The sequence below is a fragment of the Streptomyces sp. NPDC003284 genome (genome assembly GCF_053589675.1).
This window is the reverse complement of record NZ_JBSFSI010000011.1, coordinates 146,616-164,436: the sequence shown is the minus strand read 5'-3', so window position 1 is coordinate 164,436 and position 17,821 is coordinate 146,616. Positions and strand designations below refer to the sequence as shown.

The following is a 17,821-nucleotide window of genomic DNA, read 5'->3' as shown; positions in this document are numbered from 1 at the left end:
GCAGGTCGGAAGGCTCAAGCGAAGCTCAGGCCTTCTTCGTCTCCCAGAAGATCTTGTCGATCTGGGCGATGTGGTCCAGCGCCTTCTGGCCCGTCGCCGGGTCGGTGGAGGCCTTGGCGGCGGAGAGGGCCTTCAGCGTGTCGTTGACCAGCTGGTGCAGTTCGGGGTACTTCTCGAAGTGCGGGGCCTTGAAGTAGTCGCTCCAGAGCACGGAGACGTGGTGCTTGGCCAGCTCGGCGCGCTGCTCCTTGATGACCGTGGCGCGGGCCTGGTAGTGCGGGTCGTCGTTGCCGGCCATCTTCTCCTGGACGGCCTTCACCGACTCCGCCTCGATGCGGGCCTGGGCGGGGTCGTACACACCGCAGGGCAGGTCGCAGTGCGCGCTGACCTTGACCTTGGGGGCAAACAGGCGGGAAAGCATGGAGCATTCCTTCCTCGTGATCGTCTTCTCAGGGGGGACATTACTCCCTGCAAAGCCTGTTTTCGCGGGTGCCCCCAGGGGCTTAGGACAAAAGTCCAGGGTCAGACTGGGACTGGTGGAGGAACGGACCGGGGAGGTGCCGGGGATGCCGGAGCTGTTGCAGGAGACCGAGCGCGGAGGCGCTGTGCTGCCCTTCGGGCTGGCCGAGGTGACCGGTCCGTCCATGGTGCCCACGCTGCACCACGGGGACCGGCTGGTGGTGCAGTACGGGGCCCGGGTCCGCGCGGGGGAGGTGATCGTGCTGCGCCATCCGTTCCAGCAGGACCTGCTCGTCGTCAAGCGGGCGGCGGAGCGCCGCGAGGGCGGCTGGTGGGTGCTGGGCGACAACGCGTACGCGGGCGGGGACAGCACCGACTACGGCACGGTGCCGGAGGACCTGGTGCTGGGCAGGGTGTGGCTGCGCTACCGGCCGCGCCGGGAGGGTCAGCGCTCGCCGCTGGCGCTGGTGCGCTGGGCGCTGTCGGCGGTCAGGCCCGTGCTCGCCGACCGGTCGGCCTCCAGGCGCTTGCGGGCCCGGTAGGCGGCCACGTTGGCGCGGGTGGCGCAGCGGTCGGAGCAGTAGCGGCGGGAGCGGTTGGTCGAGGTGTCCAGATAGGCGTTGCGGCAGGGCGCGGCCTCGCACAGGCCGAGGCGGTCCACGCCGTACTCGGTGAGGTGGAAGGCCAGGCCCATGGCCGCGATCGCCGCGTAGCCGGCGGTGGCGTTGGACGGGTGGTCGGCCAGGTGCATGTGCCACAGCGGCCGGCCGTCCTCGTCGCGGTGGTCGTGCCCGGAGATCTGCGGGCTCACCGGGAACTCCAGCAGCAGTGAGTTCAGCAGGGCCACCGCCAGCGTCTCGTCGCCCTGGTCGGCCGCCTCGAAGACCGACCGCAGCCGCCCCCGGACCGAGCGGAAGCGGGTGACGTCGGCCTCGGTGGCGCGCCGGGCCGCCGAGCCGTTGGCGCCGAACAGGTCGCGGACCGCCTCCACCGAGGTCAGGACGTCCTTGCCGCGCCCCGGTTCCTCGCTGTTGACGAGACGTACGGCGTAGTCCGAGTAATAGGCCAGTTCCACTTGTAGTCCTTACCGGGGCGCTCTATGGTCGTGGGTGCGGTCGGTAACAGCCGGTCGTGGTTCCAGGGTATTACGCGACCTGAGTGAGGGAGACGGCGATGACCGGCACGGGCACGGACGTCACGGCGGCGGGCACCGACTGGCGGGCCTGGCAGGAGAGCTGGGACCGGCAGCAGGAGTGGTACATGCCCGACCGGGAGGACCGCTTCCGCATCATGCTCGACATGGTGGAGGCCCTGGTCGGCGCCGCGCCGCGGGTCCTGGACCTGGCCTGCGGCACCGGCACCATCACCGCCCGCCTGCTCGACCGCTTCCCGGCGGCCACCAGCACGGGCGTCGACCTCGACCCGGCGCTCCTGGCCATCGCCGAGGGCACCTTCGCGGGTGACGAGCGGGTCTCCTTGGTGACCGCCGATCTGAAGGACCCCGACTGGACGGCGAAGCTGCCGTACGGCTCCTACGACGCCGTACTGACCGCCACGGCCCTGCACTGGCTGCACAGCGAACCCCTCGCCGCCCTCTACGGTCAGGTCGCGGGACTCGTCCGCGACGGTGGTGTCTTCATGAACGCGGACCACATGATCGACGAGTCGACGCCCCGGATCAACGCGGCCGAGCGCGCCCAGCGCCACGAGCGCATGGAACGCGCCAAGGAGGAGGGCGCCCTGGACTGGGCCGCCTGGTGGCAGGTGGCCGCCAAGGACCCGGTGCTGGCCGGGCCGACCGCCCGCCGCTTCGAGATCTACGGGGAGCACGCCGACGGCGACATGCCCTCCGCCGCCTGGCACGCGCGCGTGCTGCGCGAGAAGGGCTTCGCCGAGGCCCGCCCGGTGTGGTGCTCGCCGTCGGACACCCTGCTGCTGGCCCTGAAGTAGCGCGGGCCGCGGCGCGCACATGTGTGAGGGGCGGTACGGGACGAACCCGTACCGCCCCTCACACATGTGCGCCGTACGGCGGGGCTACAGCACCTTCGACAGGAACGAGCGCGTGCGCTCGTGCTGCGGGTCGGTCAGCACCTCGCGCGGGTGCCCGGACTCGACCACCACGCCCTCGTCCATGAAGACCAGGCTGTCGCCGACCTCGCGGGCGAAGCCCATCTCGTGGGTGACGACGACCATCGTCATCCCGGACTCGGCGAGGTCGCGCATGACGTCGAGGACGTCGCCGACCAGCTCGGGGTCGAGCGCCGAGGTCGGCTCGTCGAACAGCATCAGCTTGGGGTCCATGGCCAGCGCGCGGGCGATGGCCACGCGCTGCTGCTGGCCGCCGGAGAGCTGCGAGGGGTAGTGCCCCGCGCGGTCGGCCAGGCCCACCCGCTCCAGCAGCTGCACCGCACGGTCCCGGGCCTCACCCCGGTTCACGCCCCTGACCTGGACCGGCGCCTCGATGACGTTCTCCAGGGCGGTCATGTGCGGGAACAGGTTGAAGCGCTGGAAGACCATGCCGATGTCGCGGCGCTTCATGGCGACCTCGCGGTCGCGCAGCTCGTAGAGCTTGTCGCCGTGCTGGCGGTAGCCGACCAGCTCGCCGTCGACCCAGAGCCGGCCCGCGTTGATCTTCTCCAGGTGGTTGATGCAGCGCAGGAACGTCGACTTGCCGGAGCCGGAGGGGCCGATGAGGCAGAACACCTCGCCCGCCCTGACCTCCAGGTCGATGCCCTTGAGCACCTCGACCTGGCCGAAGGACTTGTGCACGCCCTCGGCCTTCACCATCGCCACGCCGGTGCCGGGCGCGGCGAGGTCCTGCTTGGTGAGCTTGTCGGTCATGCCGTGACCTTCCTGCTGGAGAAGGACGTCAGATGTGCTCGGACCTTCTGCCAGGGCGTGGCCGGCAGGCTGCGGCTGGAGCCGCGGGCGTAGTACCGCTCGATGTAGTACTGGCCCACGCTCAGCACCGAGGTCATGATCAGGTACCAGGCCGCGGCGAGGAAGTACATCTCCACCGGGGCGCCGGAGACCTGTCCGATGTCCTGGGCGTAGCGGAACAGCTCCGGATACTGGACGGCCGCCACCAGGGAGGTCGTCTTCAGCATGTTGATGACCTCGTTGCCGGTCGGCGGCACGATCACCCGCATCGCCTGCGGGATGATGATGCGCCGCAGGGTCTTGCCGTGGCTCATGCCCAGCGCGTGGGCGGCCTCGGTCTGGCCCTCGTCGACGGCGAGCAGACCGGCGCGGCAGATCTCCGCCATGTACGCCGCCTCGTTCAGACCCAGGCCGAGCAGCGCCGTCAGCAGCGGCGTCATGAAGTTCGACCAGTAGTCCTTGTAGAACGGCATCAGGTTGACGTACTCGAAGACCAGGCCGAGGTTGAACCAGAGGAACAGCTGGACCAGGACCGGGGTGCCGCGGAAGAACCAGATGTAGAACCAGGCGATCGCCGAGGTCACCGGGTTCTTGGACAGGCGCATCACCGCGAGCACGATGCCGCCGACGATGCCGATGAGCATCGACAGGACCGTCAGCAGGAGGGTCTTGCCGACGCCGGTGGTGATCCGGTCGTCGAAGAAGTAGTCCGGCACGGCGTGCCAGTTGATCTTGCCCTGGCCGAACGCGTAGATGATCGCCGCCAGGGCGGCGATCGCGACGAGCGCGGTGACGTAGCGCCCGTAGTGCCGGACGGGGATGGCCTTGACGGGCTGGGGGCCGGTGGCGGGCGCGTCGCCGGGCCCGGCCGTCTTGTCGATGTCAGCAGTCACGGATGTCGCCTCTCAGCGGCCGCTCGGCGCGGTCACTTGCCGCCGTTGACGACGGACTCCTTGACGGCGCCGTCCTGGGCGCCCCACTTCTCCAGGATCTTCTGGTACTCGCCGCTCTTGATGATCGCGTTCATCGCGGCCTGGAGGGCGTCGCGCAGCTGGGTGTTGCTCTTGCCGACGGCGATGCCGTACGGGGCCGCCTCGACCTGCTCGCCGACGACCTGGAAGTCCTTGCCGCCGCCGGAGGTCTTCACCGCGTACGCGGCGACCGGGAAGTCGGAGGAGGCCGCGTCCACGCCGCCCGAGCGCAGGCGGGTCTGGGCCTGCTGGTCGTCGTCGAACGCCTCGATGGTGAGCTTCTTGCCGCTCGGACACTTCTTCGCCTCGGCCTTGGCGAGGTCCTGCGAGACGGTGCCGCGCTCCAGCGCGATCTTCTTGCCGCACAGGTCGGACCAGGAGGTGATGTTCTCCGTGTCGCCCTTACGCGTGTAGATGGAGACACCGGCGGTCAGGTAGTCGACGAAGTCGACCCCTTCGCCGACCTTCTTGCCCGTGGTCGGGTCGACACCGTCCTGGCGGCTCTTGTTGTCCGTCATCGCCGACATCGCGATGTCGTAGCGGCTGGAGCGGATGCCGGTGAGCAGGGCGTCGAAGGTGCCGTTCTCGAACTGGAAGGTCACGCCGAGCTGCTTGCCGAGCGCCGCGGCGACATCGGGGTCGAGCCCGACGACCGTGCCGGACTTGTCCTTGAACTCGACCGGCGCGTAGGCGATGTCCGAACCGACCTTGACGACACCCTTGTCGCGGATCGCCGCCGGGAGCTTGGCGGCGAGCGGCGCGGAGTTCGCGGAGGAGGAGTTCCCCGAGGACGTGTCCTTGTCCTTGTCCTTGGTCTGGTCACCGCAGCCGGTGAGCAGCAGGGCGCCTGCGACCGCGATCGCGCCCGCCGCGGCCAGACGGGAGTGCGCGGCGGTCGTACGACGGGTGGAGCGTGCGGTCATGGTGGGTTCCTCCGGCGGATGGGTGGAGATGCCGATGGGTCGACGAGAACACACACCTTCGGGTGTCGCGACCTCGTGTGATTGACGCATCTTGCCATTCGGACTGCGCCGTTCAGGGCAATCCCGATGTCAAAATCGGATAACGGGTGATCCGCGGAGCCCGACCGGCCGATCCGCTGGACCGGACCTTCGACGGGAATGACTTCTTCCGGCCGGAGAATCTCCTGCCCGGCCCGGCCGGCACCTCGGCGGCGGACGGCTTATGGGCGAATTCGAGGTCTTGTCAAGGGTTCGGCGAGGACTTGTCCCCATATTGGGCCACGTGTCACGCCGTCGTCATGTGACCTTGGCGTTATGGACTCGTCGCCGACGCCATCCGTCCGGTAAGAAGGTTCTTTACACCCCTCATCCGGGGCTCAGGGCGCGTGTGCGGCGCGCCCGTCGCGTACGGCACGCACGCATCACTCACGGGCTGTGCGCGGTCCCGCCCACCCCTCACCAGGAGTGGCCACCCTCAAACCATGAACAATTAAGGGGTAAAACCAAGTGGCAGCGGAGATCGTCAATCCTCGCAGCGACAGCAGTACGGATCAGGACGGCGGGGCAGAGCCGCTGGATTCCTTCGACCCGGCTTTCGCGCTGCACCGGGGCGGGAAGATGGCCGTGCAGGCCACCGTTCCCGTCCGTGACAAGGACGACCTGTCCCTGGCTTACACGCCCGGCGTGGCGCGGGTGTGCACCGCGATCGCCGAGCAGCCGGAACTGGTCCACGACTACACGTGGAAATCGTCCGTGGTCGCCGTCGTGACCGACGGCACGGCCGTGCTCGGTCTCGGGGACATCGGCCCCGAAGCCTCCCTTCCGGTGATGGAGGGGAAGGCGATCCTGTTCAAGCAGTTCGGCGGCGTGGACGCGGTGCCGATCGCCCTGGACTGCACCGACGCCGACGAGATCGTCGAGACCGTGGCGCGCCTCGCGCCCTCCTTCGGCGGGGTGAACCTGGAGGACATCTCGGCGCCCCGGTGCTTCGAGATCGAGCGCAAGCTCCAGGAGCGCCTGGACATCCCGGTCTTCCACGACGACCAGCACGGCACCGCGGTCGTCACGCTGGCCGCGCTGCGCAACGCGGCCCGGCTCAGCGGCCGGGGCATCGGTGAGCTGCGCGCCGTGATCTCGGGCGCGGGCGCGGCCGGTGTCGCCATCGCCAAGATGCTGGTCGAGGCCGGCATCGGCGATGTCGCGGTGGCCGACCGCAAGGGCATCGTCTCGGCGGACCGGGCGGACCTCACCCCGGTCAAGCGGGAGCTGGCCGAGTTCACCAACAAGGCGGGCCTCAGCGGCTCCCTGGAGGACGCGCTGTCCGGCGCCGACGTCTTCATCGGCGTCTCCGGCGGCACGGTGCCCGAGACCGCGGTGGCCTCGATGGCGAAGGGTGCCTTCGTCTTCGCCATGGCCAACCCGAACCCGGAGGTCCACCCGGACGTCGCGAGCAAGTACGCGGCGGTCGTGGCCACCGGGCGGTCCGACTTCCCCAACCAGATCAACAACGTCCTGGCGTTCCCCGGCATCTTCGCCGGTGCGCTCCAGGTGCGGGCGTCGCGGATCACCGAGGGCATGAAGATCGCGGCGGCCGAGGCGCTCGCCGGGGTCGTCGGCGACGACCTCGCCGCGGACTACGTGATCCCCTCGCCGTTCGACGAGCGGGTCGCCCCGGCCGTGACGGCGGCCGTCGCGGCGGCGGCGCGCGCGGAGGGCGTGGCCCGGCGCTGAGCCGGGCAGGCGGTCCGGCCCGGGTGCCGGGTCCGGTGTGCCGCGAGCGGCCCCGCCCCTCTCGGGCGGGGCCGCTTCGCGTTCCCGCGCGCGCGGGTGTCCACCGACCGGCGGCGCCCGTTGGCAAGAGGGCGTGTGTCACAGCGCCGCGTGGTTCCGCCGGGTCCGGGCCGCCCCTATCGTCAGGGTCATGTTCGCTGTCTACGCCGCCCGAATCGACCGCGACCGGCCGCTGAACGGTCTGGAGACGGGGGAGCGCCCGGCCCCCGAGGCCCGCCCCGGCTGGAGCACCGTCGACGTCAGGGCCGCCTCCCTGAACCATCACGACCTCTGGTCGCTCAAGGGCGTGGGCCTGTCCGAGGACAGGCTGCCCATGATCCTCGGCTGCGACGCGGCCGGGGTCGACGCGGACGGCAACGAGGTCGTCCTGCACTCCGTGATCGGCCAGAGCGGGCACGGCGTCGGTCCGGCCGAGCCCCGGTCGATCCTGACCGAGCGCTACCCGGGCACCTTCGCCGAACAGGTCTCCGTGCCCACCTGGAACCTGCTGCCCAAGCCCAGGGGGCTCTCCTTCGAGGAGGCCGCCTGCCTGCCCACGGCCTGGCTCACCGCGTACCGGATGCTCTTCACCAACGCCGGGGTGCGGCCCGGGGACTCCGTGCTGGTGCAGGGCGCCGGCGGCGGGGTCGCCACGGCCGCGATCGTGCTCGGCCGGGCGGCCGGGCTCAAGGTCTTCGCGACCAGCCGTGACGAGGGCAAGCGCAAGCGGGCGCTGGAGCTCGGTGCCGTGGAGGCGCTGGAGCCGGGCGCCCGGCTGCCGCAACGGGTGGACGCGGTGATCGAGACCGTCGGCGCGGCCACCTGGTCCCACTCGGTGAAGTCGCTGCGGCCCGGCGGCACTCTCGTCATCTCCGGTGCCACCAGCGGCGACCGCCCCTCGCACGCCGAGCTGACCCGCATCTTCTTCCTGGAGCTGAAGGTGGTCGGCTCGACCATGGGCACCAAGGACGAGCTGGAGGACCTGCTCTCCTTCTGCGCCACCACCGGCGTGCGCCCCGTCATCGACGAGGTGCTTCCGCTGGAGCGGGCCCGCGAGGGCTTCGAACGGATGGAGTCCGGCGGGCAGTTCGGCAAGATCGTGCTCACCACCTCCTGAGTTCCTTCCGTGGTTCCTTCCGCCCCTGGGGGCGGCATGGCGGCGGGTCCGGTTTCCGGGCCCGCCGTTCGTGTGCCCGGACCCCTCCCGTCAACTGTGGTTGACACGGCACGGCTGTCAACGTACGTTGACATCATGACCGAAGCAACGGATCTCGCCGAACGCGCCGGTGACCGCGACCCGCGGGTCGGTCTGCGGGCCGTCGCCGCGCTGCGCCGGCTGCTGGAGCAGCTGGAGGCGGTGCAGGTGCGCGGCGCGCGCGACCAGGGCTGGTCGTGGCAGGAGATCGCCGCCGAACTCGGCGTCAGCAGGCAGGCTGTGCACAAGAAGTACGGGAGGCAGTGATGTTCGAACGGTTCACCGAGGACGCCCGCGCCGTCGTGCGCGGGGCGGTCGGACACGCCGAGAGCGGCGGCGCGCGGTCCGTGGACGCCGAGCATCTGCTGCTCGCCCTGCTGGACCGCGAGGGCAGCCGCGCCTCCTTCGCCCTCGCGGCGCTCGGACTGGACGCGCACAAGGAGGACGTACGCCGGGAACTGGGCGAGGCCCGGCGGCGCGCCGGTCTCTCCCGCGCCGACACCGACGCCCTCGCCGGCCTCGGCATCGACGTCCCGGCGATCGTCTCCAGGGTGGAGGAGGCGCATGGCGTCGGGGCCATGTCGGGGGACCGGGAGGACAAGGGCGGCTGGCCGGGGCGCCGCCCCTTCGGCCGCGACGCCAGGAGAGCCTTGGAGAAGGCGCTGCGCATGGCGGTGGCCCGCCGTGACCGGCGCATCGGTGACGAGCACCTCCTGCTCGCCCTGGCCGTCCGCCCCGGAGTGCCCTGCGAGGTCCTCGCCGACCACGGCGTGACCTATACGGCGCTGACCCGGGTGCTGTACGGCGAGGGCGAGGGGGAGGACGGCGCGCGGGCGGCCGGCTGACCGCGCCGCGCGCCCGCCGCCGGGGCCGGGCGCTCCGCGCCCGCGCCCGCCCTCCACGGCACGGCCGCGCCCGGTGTCTCAGACCTTCGGGCCGCGCAGCACCGCCCCGATGTGCGCCGCGGCCGCCGACAGATGGCGGCGGGCGGCGTCGACCTGGTCGGTGGTGACGCCGTGGTCGCGGGCCGCGTCCCGGATGTCGTCGCGGAAGCGGTCCAGGAGCCGGTCCAGATCACGGGCCGGATCGCCCGTGGAGTGGTCGTGCGCCCAGGACGGCTCGTAGACGGCGGGGAACTCCTTCGGGGTCTCGGAGTACTCGGGGCGGTGCGCCGGACCGCCCCCGGCCGGGGCGCCGAAACCGAAGTCCTTGGCCAGCCCCTTGCCGAACTCCTTGCCGAAGTCGCCGAACTCCTTGGTCAGCTCGGTCAGGCCCTCGCGCACCCCGGTCGGCCAGTCACCGCGCGCGAAGTGGTCCTGCACCTGGTCCTGGACCCGGCGGGCGATGCGCTGGAACTCCTCCTGCGCCTGCTCCCGCGCCCGCTCCTGGGCCTCCTTGGCCTGGCGCCTGGCCCGCTGCGCCTCCTCGCGCGCCCGGCGGCTCTCGTCCTTGGCCCGCCGTGCCTGCTCCTTCCACTCCTGCTTGACCCGGCGCATCTCCTCCTTGGCGGCGCGCCAGGACTCCTTGTCGTCCGCCGCACTGTCGCAGTCCGCGGCGCGCGCGCCGCCTCCCGAGCCCTGCCGGGCCTGGGAGGCCGCCGCGCGCATCTCGCGCCGCAGGTCGCCCGCGGCACCGCGCACATCGGCCCGGATCTCGGCGGCCAGCTCGGCGACCGACTCGCGGATCTCCAGCTCCAGATCGGCCAGCTCGCCACTGCGGTCGGCCAGCTCGGCGCGGCCCGCGTCGGTGATCGCGTACACCTTCCGGCCGCCCTCGGTGGTGTGGGTGACCAGGCCCTCGGCCTCCAGCTTGGCCAGCCGGGGGTAGACGGTGCCCGCCGAGGGCGCGTACAGCCCCTGGAAGCGCTCCTCCAGGAGGCGGATCACCTCGTATCCATGGCGGGGGGCCTCGTCGAGGAGCTTGAGCAGATACAGACGAAGGCGGCCGTGGGCGAAGACGGGAGGCATGTCAGAGCACCTTCTTGTCGGTCGGGCCGGAGGTCGGCCCGTCGGTCGGTCCGTCGGTCGGGCCGGGGGGCGGTCCGGCGGGTGTGCCGCCGTCGCCGGGCTCGGGGTCCCAGGCGCCCTCCTCGGCGGGCGGGCGGCGCAGCAGGGCGATGGAACCGGAGACGGTGGTCGCCTTCAGCCGGCCCCGGCCCGTGCCCAGCGTGCCGGTGATCCGCTTGGCACCCCACTGGCCGCTGACGCGCAGGTCCTCGAAGGCGTTGGAGACCGCGCCGCTCGCGGTGTTGGCCTCCACCTCCGCGTCCGCCGGGTGGGGGAGGCGAATCGCGATCTCACCGGAGACGCTGGTCAGGCTGATGTCGGTCGGGGAGGCCACCCGGTCGAGGTCGACGATCATCGACCCGCTCACCGAGTCCGCCCGGACCGAGGAGCCGGAGCCCTCGACCAGGGTGAGGTCGCCGGAGACCGACTTGAAGCGGAGGTCACCGGAGAGGGCCTGCGCCTCCACGTTCCCCGAGACGGTGTCCGCGCGGACCGGGCCGGTGACGCCGACCAGCGTGGTGTCGCCGGTGACGCCCTTCACCTCGGTGAGCCCGTCGATGCCGGAGACCATGGCGGCGGCGCCGACCACGCCGACCTCGACCCGGGTGCTCGCCGGCACGGCCAGGGAGATCTCGGCGCTGCGCTGCCAGCCCTTGCGGTCGAGCCACTTGAGGAAGCCCTTCCAGGGCAGGTCCTCGTAGGCCACGGTCAGGGTGTTGCCGCGCTGGGTGACGATCAGGGGCGGTCCCTCGATCCGGGACACCTCCAGGCGGGCGGAACCGTCGTCCGTGCCCACGACGTTGACCGTGCCGTGGACGATGCGGACGTGCAGCTCGGTCGGGGGCTCGTCGAAGGTGAGCTTGGTGGGCTCGCCCACGGACCACTCGGACATGGTGCAGACCTCCTGGGACGGACCGGACCACGCGGGACGGCAGGACCGGAGACGGGACCGAAACGACGGTGTGACTGACGTGATTGACGTGACTGACGTGACTGACGCGCGGACATGACCGGCGCGGCTCGCGACACGCCATATCGCGTCCTTCCCTAGACACGATATATCGCGGACACGGAAAGTCAAGACACACCGTGAAACGCGACAGGGCGCCTCCCCGAAACGCGACAGGCTGCCTCCCGGAAACGCGGAAGGCGCCCCCGAAGGGGCGCCCTTGCGGTCCGGCCGCAGCCGGTCCCCGCTCGAAAGCCTGCGCCTGCGCCTGCGCCTGCGCCTGCGAGGCAGGGCCGGCTGTGCGCCTACTCCTCGTCCTCGTCGTCGTCCAGCCGCGCCAGCCAGGTCGCCAGCCGCTCGACCGGGACCTCGAAGTCCGGGTTGAGGTCGACGAAGGTCCGCAGCTGCTCGGCGAGCCACTCGAAGGTGACCTCCTCCTCGCCCCGCCTCTTCTCCAGCTCTTCGATGCCACGGTCGGTGAAGTACATGCGGTCAAGGATAGGGCGCCGCGGGGCCGCGGAAACGGCCGGGCCGCACCCCCGGCGAGGGGATGCGGCCCGGTCAGGCACTCAGGCGCTCAGGCGCTCAGGCACTGAGGCGCGAACCGCGGGGCGGCGGAGCCCCGCGGACACGCTCACGCCTCGAACACCTCGCGCACCAGCTGCTCCTGCTCGGCCTGGTGCCGCTTGGCGGAACCCACGGCCGGGGAGGAGGAGTGCGGACGCGAGATACGGCGCAGCCGCTCGCTGTGCGGCACGTCCGCGCCGACCGCCAGGTCCAGGTGGTCGATCAGGTTGAGCGCGATGAACGGCCAGGCACCCTGGTTCGCCGGCTCCTCCTGCGTCCACAGGTACTTCTCGGCGTTCGGGTACTTCTTGATCTCCGCCTGGAGCTCGGCACCCGGCAGCGGGTACAGGCGCTCGATGCGGATGATCGCGGTGTCCGTCGCGCCGCGCTTCTTCCGCTCGGCGTCGAGGTCGTAGTAGACCTTGCCCGCGCAGAAGACGACCTTCTTCACGGCGCTCGGGTCGACCGAGTCGTCGCCGATGACCGGGCGGAACTCGCCCGTCGTGAACTCCTCCGTCTTCGAGGCGGCGGCCTTCAGACGCAGCATCGACTTCGGGGTGAAGACCACCAGCGGCTTGTGGTGCGGGTTGTGCACCTGCCACCGCAGGAGGTGGAAGTAGTTCGACGGCAGGGTCGGCATCGCGACCGTCATGTTGTTCTGCGCGCACAGCTGGAGGTAGCGCTCGATGCGGGCCGAGGAGTGGTCCGGGCCCTGGCCCTCGTAGCCGTGCGGCAGCAGCAGCGTGACGCCGGAGGTCTGGCCCCACTTCTGCTCGGCGGCCGAGATGTACTCGTCGATGACCGACTGGGCGCCGTTGGCGAAGTCGCCGAACTGGGCCTCCCACATCACCAGCGCGTCCGGGCGGGTCAGCGAGTAGCCGTACTCGAAGCCCATGACCGCGTACTCGGAGAGCAGCGAGTCGTAGACGTTGTAGCGGGCCTGCTCGTCGGCCAGGTACAGCAGCGGGGTGTAGTCCTCGCCGGTCTCGCGGTCGATCAGCACCGCGTGGCGCTGGCCGAAGGTGCCGCGGCGGGAGTCCTGGCCGGACAGCCGGACCGGGACGCCCTCCAGCAGCAGCGAGCCGATGGCCAGGGTCTCGCCCATGCCCCAGTCGATGGTGCCGTCCTCGACCATCGCCGCCCTGCGCTGGAGCTGCGGCAGCAGGCGCGGGTGGACGGTGAAGTGGTCGGGGATGTTGACCTGGGACTCGGCGATCCGCTTGACGACCTCGGCGGAGATCGCGGTGCTCACCCGCACCGGGAAGCCGGCCTGCGGGTCCGGGGACTGCGGGACGGCCGGCTGCGAGGTGGCCTCGCGGACCTCGGTGAAGACCTTCTCCAGCTGCCCCTGGTAGTCCTGGAGCGCCTGCTCGGCCTCTTCCAGGGTGATGTCGCCGCGACCGATCAGGGACTCGGTGTAGAGCTTGCGCACCGAGCGCTTCTTGTCGATCAGGTCGTACATCAGCGGCTGGGTGAAGGCCGGGTTGTCCGACTCGTTGTGACCGCGGCGGCGGTAGCAGATGAGGTCGATCACCACGTCCTTGTTGAACGCCTGGCGGAACTCGAAGGCGAGCCGCGCCACGCGCACGACGGCCTCGGGGTCGTCGCCGTTGACGTGGAAGATCGGGGCCTCGATCATGCGGGCCACGTCGGTGGCGTACATCGAGGAGCGCGAGGACTCGGGCGCCGCGGTGAAGCCGACCTGGTTGTTGATGACGATGTGGACCGTGCCGCCGGTGCGGTAGCCGCGCAGCTGCGACATGTTCAGGGTCTCGGCCACCACGCCCTGGCCCGCGAAGGCCGCGTCGCCGTGGATCGCCACCGGCAGCACGGTGAAGTCCGTGCCGCCCTTGTTGATGATGTCCTGCTTGGCGCGGGAGATGCCCTCGATGACCGGGTCGACCGTCTCCAGGTGGGAGGGGTTCGCGGCCAGCGAGACCTTGATCTGCTCGCCGTCCAGGCCCGTGAAGGTGCCCCCGGCGCCCAGGTGGTACTTCACGTCGCCGGAGCCGTGCATCGACTTCGGGTCGAGGTTGCCCTCGAACTCGCGGAAGATCTGCGCGTACGACTTGCCGACGATGTTGGCGAGCACGTTCAGCCGGCCGCGGTGGGCCATGCCGATGACGACCTCGTCCAGGCGCGACTCGGCGGCCGAGTCGAGGACCGCGTCGAGCAGCGGGATGACGGACTCGCCGCCCTCCAGGGAGAAGCGCTTCTGGCCGACGTACTTCGTCTGGAGGAAGGTCTCGAAGGCCTCCGCGGCGTTCAGCCGGCGCAGGATGCGCAGCTGCTCCTCGCGCTCCGGCTTGGAGTGCGGGCGCTCCACGCGGTCCTGGATCCACTTGCGCTGCTTGGGGTCCTGGATGTGCATGAACTCGATGCCGACCGTGCGGCAGTACGAGTCGCGCAGCACGCCGAGGATGTCGCGCAGCTTCATCATCGACTTGCCGGCGAAGCCGCCGACGGCGAACTCGCGCTCCAGGTCCCACAGGGTGAGCCCGTGCTCGGTGATGTCCAGGTCGGGGTGCTTGCGCTGCTGGTACTCCAGCGGGTCGGTGTCGGCCATGACGTGGCCGCGGACCCGGTAGGAGTGGATCAGCTCGAAGACGCGGGCGGCCTTGGTGACGTCGTCGTCGTGGCTGGCGTCGATGTCCTTGAGCCAGCGGACCGGCTCGTAGGGGATGCGCAGCGCCTCGAAGATCTCGTCGTAGAAGCCGTTCTCGCCGAGCAGCAGGTTGGCGACGACGCGCAGGAACTCGCCGGAGGCGGCGCCCTGGATCACCCGGTGGTCGTAGGTCGACGTGAGCGTCATGACCTTGGAGATGCCGAGCTTGTTCAGGGTGTCCTGGCTGGTGCCCTGGAACTCCGCCGGGTAGTCCATGGAGCCGACGCCCATGATCACCGACTGGCCGGGCATCAGACGCGGCACGGAGTGGACCGTGCCGAGGCCGCCGGGGTTGGTGAGGGAGACGGTGACGCCGGTGAAGTCGTCCATCGTCAGCTTGCCGTCGCGGGCGCGGCGGACGATGTCCTCGTAGGCCTGCCAGAACTCGAAGAAGTTCAGCGTCTCGGCCTTCTTGATCGCCGCGACGACGAGCTGGCGGTCGCCGTTGGGCTTGACCAGGTCGATGGCGAGACCGAGGTTGATGTGGTCCGGCTTGACCAGGGTCGGCTTGCCGTCCTTCTCGGCGAACGAGTTGTTCATCGAGGGCATGGCCTTGATGGCCTGGACCATCGCGTAGCCGATGAGGTGCGTGAAGGAGATCTTCCCGCCGCGGGCCCGCTTGAGGTGGTTGTTGATGACGATGCGGTTGTCGAACAGCAGCTTCACCGGGACGGCGCGCACGGACGTGGCCGTGGGCAGCTCCAGGGAGGCGTTCATGTTCTTGGCGACCGCGGCGGAGGGGCCGCGCAGCGTCACGAACTCGGGACCGGCCGGTGCCTCGGCGGCGGGCTCCGCCTTGGCGGGCGCCGGCTTCGCGGCGGCCGGGGCGGCCTTCGCGGGGGCCGGGGCCTGCGCGGCGGGCTTCGCCGGGGCGGGGGCCGGGGCGGGCCGCGCCGGAGCGGCGGGCTGTGCGGCGGCGGGCGCGGCCGGGGCCTGCGCGGGCTGTGCCGGGGCCGCCGGGGCGGCGGGCGCCGCCGGGGGCGCCGTGGTGGTGCCCGCGGCCCCCGCGGCCGCGGTACCCGCCGGAGCCGTGGAGGCAGCGGCGGCGGCTCCCGGCTTGTAATCGGCGAAGAAGTCCCACCAGGCACGGTCTACCGAGTTCGGGTCCTGGAGGTACTGCTGATAGATCTCGTCGACGAGCCACTCGTTGGCACCGAAAGCGGCCGCGGGGTTCTTCCCGGCTTGGTCGGTCTCGGTGGAGATGCTCGAGTTACTGGGGGACTGTGGCGACACGGCGGCAACCGCCCTCTTCCGCTTCACAAGGTGATGGACAGCGGGAATAAAGGCTACGCCTCCAAGACCGTGAAGGTCAGGTCGAGCCGGTTCATCGTCGCGTAAGTCACATCGAAAGCTGTGTTTCGGGGCTTGAAATGGCGGGAAACAAGCGTGGTTCGCCTGTCGTGGGCAAGGGGCCATCCGGGCCTGACCCGGCGCGGAGGCAGGCCCCTGCCTGATCACACGTGTCCGGCTGGGCGGATGCTCGTGGATCTTGGGGTTCCGGCTCCGACTTTACGTCAACTTGGCAGAGAGGGAAGCCCGGGAAGAGTGATGCGGATCCGGCAACCGCGCTCGGATTCGGCCACCCCGATCCGGCCGCCGTGCAGATCCACCGCCCAGCGGGCGATCGCCAGGCCGAGCCCGGTCCCGCCGTCGCTCCCCGGGCCGTGCGGCCGGCTCACCGCGCCCCGGTTGAAACGCTCGAAGACGCGGTGCCACTCGGAGCGGGGGATGCCCGGCCCCTCGTCGATGACCTCCAGGTCCAGCGACTGGGGCTGCGCCCCGCGCCGCGCCTTGACCGTCACCCGGCCGTGCGGCGGGCTGTGCTTGACCGCGTTGTCGATCAGGTTGGCGACCACCTGGTGGATCCGCTCCGGGTCCGCGTGCGCGGTCAGGTCCAGCGGGGACACGTCGAGCCGCAGATGGACGTCGGTGCGGGTGTGGCTGCCCGAGCCGGAGGCCATGCCCGCGCGCGCGGAGGCCACCATGTTGGCCTCCTTCAGCACGCCCGACAGATACGGCCACACCTCGAAGCGCCGCTTCTTCAGCGGCACCACGCCGTTGTCCAGGCGGGACAGGTCCAGCAGGGTCTCCACCAGGCGGCCCAGCCGCTCGGTCTGCTTCAGGGCCGTGCGCATGGTCTCCGCGTCGGCCTCGGTGACCCCGTCGACGATGTTCTCCAGCACCGCGCGCAGGCCCGCGATCGGCGTGCGCAGCTCGTGCGAGACATTCGCCACCAGCTCCTTGCGCTGGCGGTCCTGGGCGGCCAGCTCGTCCGCCATGCGGTTGATCGTCTGCGCCAGGTCGCCCAGCTCGTCGCGGCGGTTCTCGCGCACCCGGCGCGTGTAGTCGCCGTGCGAGATGGACCGGGCCACCGCGTTCATCTCGTCCAGCGGGGCGGTCAGCGAGTGCGCCACGAACTGGGTGATCAGCAGCGTGGCGATCATGGAGAAGACCATGATGAAGCGCAGCTCGGTCTTGGTGTGCACCGCGATCATCGACAGGCCGGTGGTGATCAGCACCGCGATGACGACCAGCGCGCCCAGCTTGGTCTTGACCGAGAAGGGGTGGCGGACCCGCCCGCCACCGCCCCAGGGGTCCCGCTGGTCCCCGTGCGCCGCCGGCCCGTCGCTCATGGGGTGGGCGTCTCCAGCGCGTAGCCCACGCCGTGCACGGTACGGATCCGCTCGGCGCCGATCTTCCGGCGCAGCGCCTTGATGTGGCTGTCGACGGTCCGGGTGCCCGAGGCGTCCGCCCAGTCCCACACCTCCGCCAGCAGCTGCTCGCGGGAGAGCACCGCGCGCGGGGTGTTGGCCAGGCACACCAGCAGGTCGAACTCGGTCGGCGTGAGGTGGACGTCCTCGCTGCGCACCCGGACCCTGCGCTGTGCGTGGTCGATCTCCAGCTCGCCCAGGCGCAGGATGCCGCTGCGCGGGGTCGCCGCGGCCAGCGCCGCCCGCTCCACCCGGCGCAGCAGGACGTGCACGCGGGCGGCCAGCTCCCGCATCGAGAACGGCTTGGTCATGTAGTCGTCGGCGCCGACCCCGAGCCCGACCAGCATGTCGGTCTCGTCGTCGCGCGCGGTGAGCATCAGCACCGGCACCGGCCGCTGGGCCTGCACCCGGCGGCAGACCTCCAGGCCGTCGAAGCCGGGCAGCATGATGTCGAGGATCAGCAGGTCGGGCTGCCATGCCTCGGCGGTGTCGACCGCGCTCGGCCCGTCGCCCGCGGTCTGCACCAGGAAACCCTCGGCGCGCAGACGGGTGGCGATGGCGTCCATGATGGTCTGGTCGTCCTCGACCACCAGGACCCGGCGCTGGGCTCCCGGCCCGGCCGTCGTGCCGCCCTGCGCGGTGTGTGTCTGCTCCATCGCCCGCCCCTGAGGTGTGCTTTCCGGAAT

At 71.0% G+C, this 17,821-nt stretch carries 17 protein-coding genes; 6 read left to right on the top strand and 11 right to left on the bottom strand.

Annotated features, from left to right (window positions below; translation table 11 throughout):
- Positions 1–25: 25 nt before the first annotated feature.
- Positions 26–421: a superoxide dismutase, Ni gene (gene sodN / locus ACWDYF_RS23315; protein WP_018571387.1), complete on the bottom strand. Its 396-nt coding sequence runs from the start codon at positions 419–421 to the stop codon at positions 26–28.
- Between the two features lie 145 nt (positions 422–566).
- Here sodN and sodX point away from each other — a divergent pair, with 145 nt between their 5' ends.
- Positions 567–1,001, top strand: coding sequence for a nickel-type superoxide dismutase maturation protease (gene sodX, locus ACWDYF_RS23310; protein WP_018571388.1), 435 nt, complete (start codon positions 567–569; stop codon positions 999–1,001).
- On the opposite strand, the gene ACWDYF_RS23305 is transcribed toward sodX, so the two are convergent.
- Positions 905–1,534, bottom strand: a complete 630-nt coding sequence (locus tag ACWDYF_RS23305) for a CGNR zinc finger domain-containing protein (protein WP_018571389.1) — start codon at positions 1,532–1,534, stop codon at positions 905–907. The two genes, sodX and ACWDYF_RS23305, sit on opposite strands and share 97 nt — an antisense overlap.
- A 98-nt stretch (positions 1,535–1,632) precedes the next feature.
- Here ACWDYF_RS23305 and ACWDYF_RS23300 point away from each other — a divergent pair, with 98 nt between their 5' ends.
- A complete protein-coding gene (locus ACWDYF_RS23300) occupies positions 1,633–2,409 on the top strand; it encodes a class I SAM-dependent methyltransferase (RefSeq protein WP_381742536.1) in 777 nt (258 codons plus the stop codon).
- Positions 2,410–2,493: 84 nt separating this feature from the next.
- Here ACWDYF_RS23300 and ACWDYF_RS23295 read toward each other — a convergent pair whose 3' ends face one another.
- Genes ACWDYF_RS23295 through ACWDYF_RS23285 form a run of 3 tightly spaced genes read right to left on the bottom strand, consistent with a single transcriptional unit; the run spans position 2,494 to position 5,233 of the window.
- Entirely contained in the window at positions 2,494–3,246 is a 753-nt protein-coding gene (locus ACWDYF_RS23295; protein WP_026253153.1) for an amino acid ABC transporter ATP-binding protein, read from the bottom strand.
- Positions 3,247–3,296: 50 nt separating this feature from the next.
- Positions 3,297–4,232 (bottom strand): amino acid ABC transporter permease, encoded by a 936-nt coding sequence (locus tag ACWDYF_RS23290; RefSeq protein ID WP_381742538.1) that lies wholly within the window; start codon positions 4,230–4,232, stop codon positions 3,297–3,299.
- 32 nt (positions 4,233–4,264) lie between these two features.
- A complete protein-coding gene (locus ACWDYF_RS23285) occupies positions 4,265–5,233 on the bottom strand; it encodes an ABC transporter substrate-binding protein (RefSeq protein WP_381742539.1) in 969 nt (322 codons plus the stop codon).
- 546 nt (positions 5,234–5,779) lie between these two features.
- Here ACWDYF_RS23285 and ACWDYF_RS23280 point away from each other — a divergent pair.
- The 4 genes from ACWDYF_RS23280 to ACWDYF_RS23265 all read left to right on the top strand — a co-directional run bounded on the left by ACWDYF_RS23280 (position 5,780) and on the right by ACWDYF_RS23265 (position 9,082).
- Entirely contained in the window at positions 5,780–7,003 is a 1,224-nt protein-coding gene (locus tag ACWDYF_RS23280; RefSeq protein WP_064535239.1) for an NAD(P)-dependent malic enzyme, read from the top strand.
- A 190-nt stretch (positions 7,004–7,193) separates the two neighbouring features.
- Positions 7,194–8,159, top strand: a complete 966-nt coding sequence (locus tag ACWDYF_RS23275) for a zinc-binding dehydrogenase (RefSeq protein WP_018571395.1) — start codon at positions 7,194–7,196, stop codon at positions 8,157–8,159.
- A gap of 135 nt (positions 8,160–8,294) precedes the next feature.
- Positions 8,295–8,504, top strand: a complete 210-nt coding sequence (locus tag ACWDYF_RS23270) for a helix-turn-helix domain-containing protein (protein ID WP_064535241.1) — start codon at positions 8,295–8,297, stop codon at positions 8,502–8,504.
- Positions 8,504–9,082: a Clp protease N-terminal domain-containing protein gene (locus tag ACWDYF_RS23265; RefSeq protein WP_389466399.1), complete on the top strand. Its 579-nt coding sequence runs from the start codon at positions 8,504–8,506 to the stop codon at positions 9,080–9,082. The genes ACWDYF_RS23270 and ACWDYF_RS23265 overlap by 1 nt, the downstream gene beginning before the upstream one ends.
- 78 nt (positions 9,083–9,160) lie before the next feature.
- Here the strand turns inward: ACWDYF_RS23265 and ACWDYF_RS23260 are convergent, their stop codons facing one another.
- From ACWDYF_RS23260 to ACWDYF_RS23235, 6 genes are all read right to left on the bottom strand, one after another.
- On the bottom strand, positions 9,161–10,204 hold the full coding sequence (locus tag ACWDYF_RS23260) for a PadR family transcriptional regulator (protein ID WP_389466402.1): 1,044 nt from the start codon (positions 10,202–10,204) through the stop codon (positions 9,161–9,163).
- A 1-nt stretch (position 10,205) separates the two neighbouring features.
- Complete coding sequence (locus ACWDYF_RS23255; protein WP_389466404.1) at positions 10,206–11,135, bottom strand: DUF4097 family beta strand repeat-containing protein; 930 nt, start codon at positions 11,133–11,135, stop codon at positions 10,206–10,208.
- A gap of 362 nt (positions 11,136–11,497) precedes the next feature.
- A complete protein-coding gene (locus tag ACWDYF_RS23250; RefSeq protein ID WP_018571400.1) occupies positions 11,498–11,680 on the bottom strand; it encodes a DUF6104 family protein in 183 nt (60 codons plus the stop codon).
- A 146-nt stretch (positions 11,681–11,826) separates the two neighbouring features.
- Positions 11,827–15,657: a multifunctional oxoglutarate decarboxylase/oxoglutarate dehydrogenase thiamine pyrophosphate-binding subunit/dihydrolipoyllysine-residue succinyltransferase subunit gene (locus tag ACWDYF_RS23245; RefSeq protein ID WP_389466408.1), complete on the bottom strand. Its 3,831-nt coding sequence runs from the start codon at positions 15,655–15,657 to the stop codon at positions 11,827–11,829.
- 281 nt (positions 15,658–15,938) lie between these two features.
- A complete protein-coding gene (locus tag ACWDYF_RS23240) occupies positions 15,939–17,057 on the bottom strand; it encodes a sensor histidine kinase (RefSeq protein WP_381742544.1) in 1,119 nt (372 codons plus the stop codon).
- Positions 17,054–17,791 carry a response regulator transcription factor gene (locus ACWDYF_RS23235; RefSeq protein ID WP_018571403.1) on the bottom strand — a complete coding sequence of 246 codons (738 nt, stop codon included), beginning with the start codon at positions 17,789–17,791 and terminating at the stop codon, positions 17,054–17,056. Before ACWDYF_RS23235 ends, ACWDYF_RS23240 begins: the two co-directional genes overlap by 4 nt.
- Between the last annotated feature and the right edge of the window lie 30 nt (positions 17,792–17,821).

Coding starts and splice junctions, on each gene's coding strand:
- sodX (WP_018571388.1), top strand. CDS start 567: ATGCCGGAGCTGTTGCAGGAGACCGAGCGCGGAGGCGCTGTGCTGCCC.
- ACWDYF_RS23255 (WP_389466404.1), bottom strand. CDS start 11,135: ATGTCCGAGTGGTCCGTGGGCGAGCCCACCAAGCTCACCTTCGACGAG.
- ACWDYF_RS23235 (WP_018571403.1), bottom strand. CDS start 17,791: ATGGAGCAGACACACACCGCGCAGGGCGGCACGACGGCCGGGCCGGGA.
- ACWDYF_RS23240 (WP_381742544.1), bottom strand. CDS start 17,057: ATGAGCGACGGGCCGGCGGCGCACGGGGACCAGCGGGACCCCTGGGGC.
- ACWDYF_RS23300 (WP_381742536.1), top strand. CDS start 1,633: ATGACCGGCACGGGCACGGACGTCACGGCGGCGGGCACCGACTGGCGG.
- ACWDYF_RS23270 (WP_064535241.1), top strand. CDS start 8,295: ATGACCGAAGCAACGGATCTCGCCGAACGCGCCGGTGACCGCGACCCG.
- ACWDYF_RS23295 (WP_026253153.1), bottom strand. CDS start 3,246: ATGGTGAAGGCCGAGGGCGTGCACAAGTCCTTCGGCCAGGTCGAGGTG.
- ACWDYF_RS23260 (WP_389466402.1), bottom strand. CDS start 10,204: ATGCCTCCCGTCTTCGCCCACGGCCGCCTTCGTCTGTATCTGCTCAAG.
- ACWDYF_RS23265 (WP_389466399.1), top strand. CDS start 8,504: ATGTTCGAACGGTTCACCGAGGACGCCCGCGCCGTCGTGCGCGGGGCG.
- ACWDYF_RS23250 (WP_018571400.1), bottom strand. CDS start 11,680: ATGTACTTCACCGACCGTGGCATCGAAGAGCTGGAGAAGAGGCGGGGC.
- ACWDYF_RS23275 (WP_018571395.1), top strand. CDS start 7,194: ATGTTCGCTGTCTACGCCGCCCGAATCGACCGCGACCGGCCGCTGAAC.
- ACWDYF_RS23285 (WP_381742539.1), bottom strand. CDS start 5,233: ATGACCGCACGCTCCACCCGTCGTACGACCGCCGCGCACTCCCGTCTG.
- sodN (WP_018571387.1), bottom strand. CDS start 421: ATGCTTTCCCGCCTGTTTGCCCCCAAGGTCAAGGTCAGCGCGCACTGC.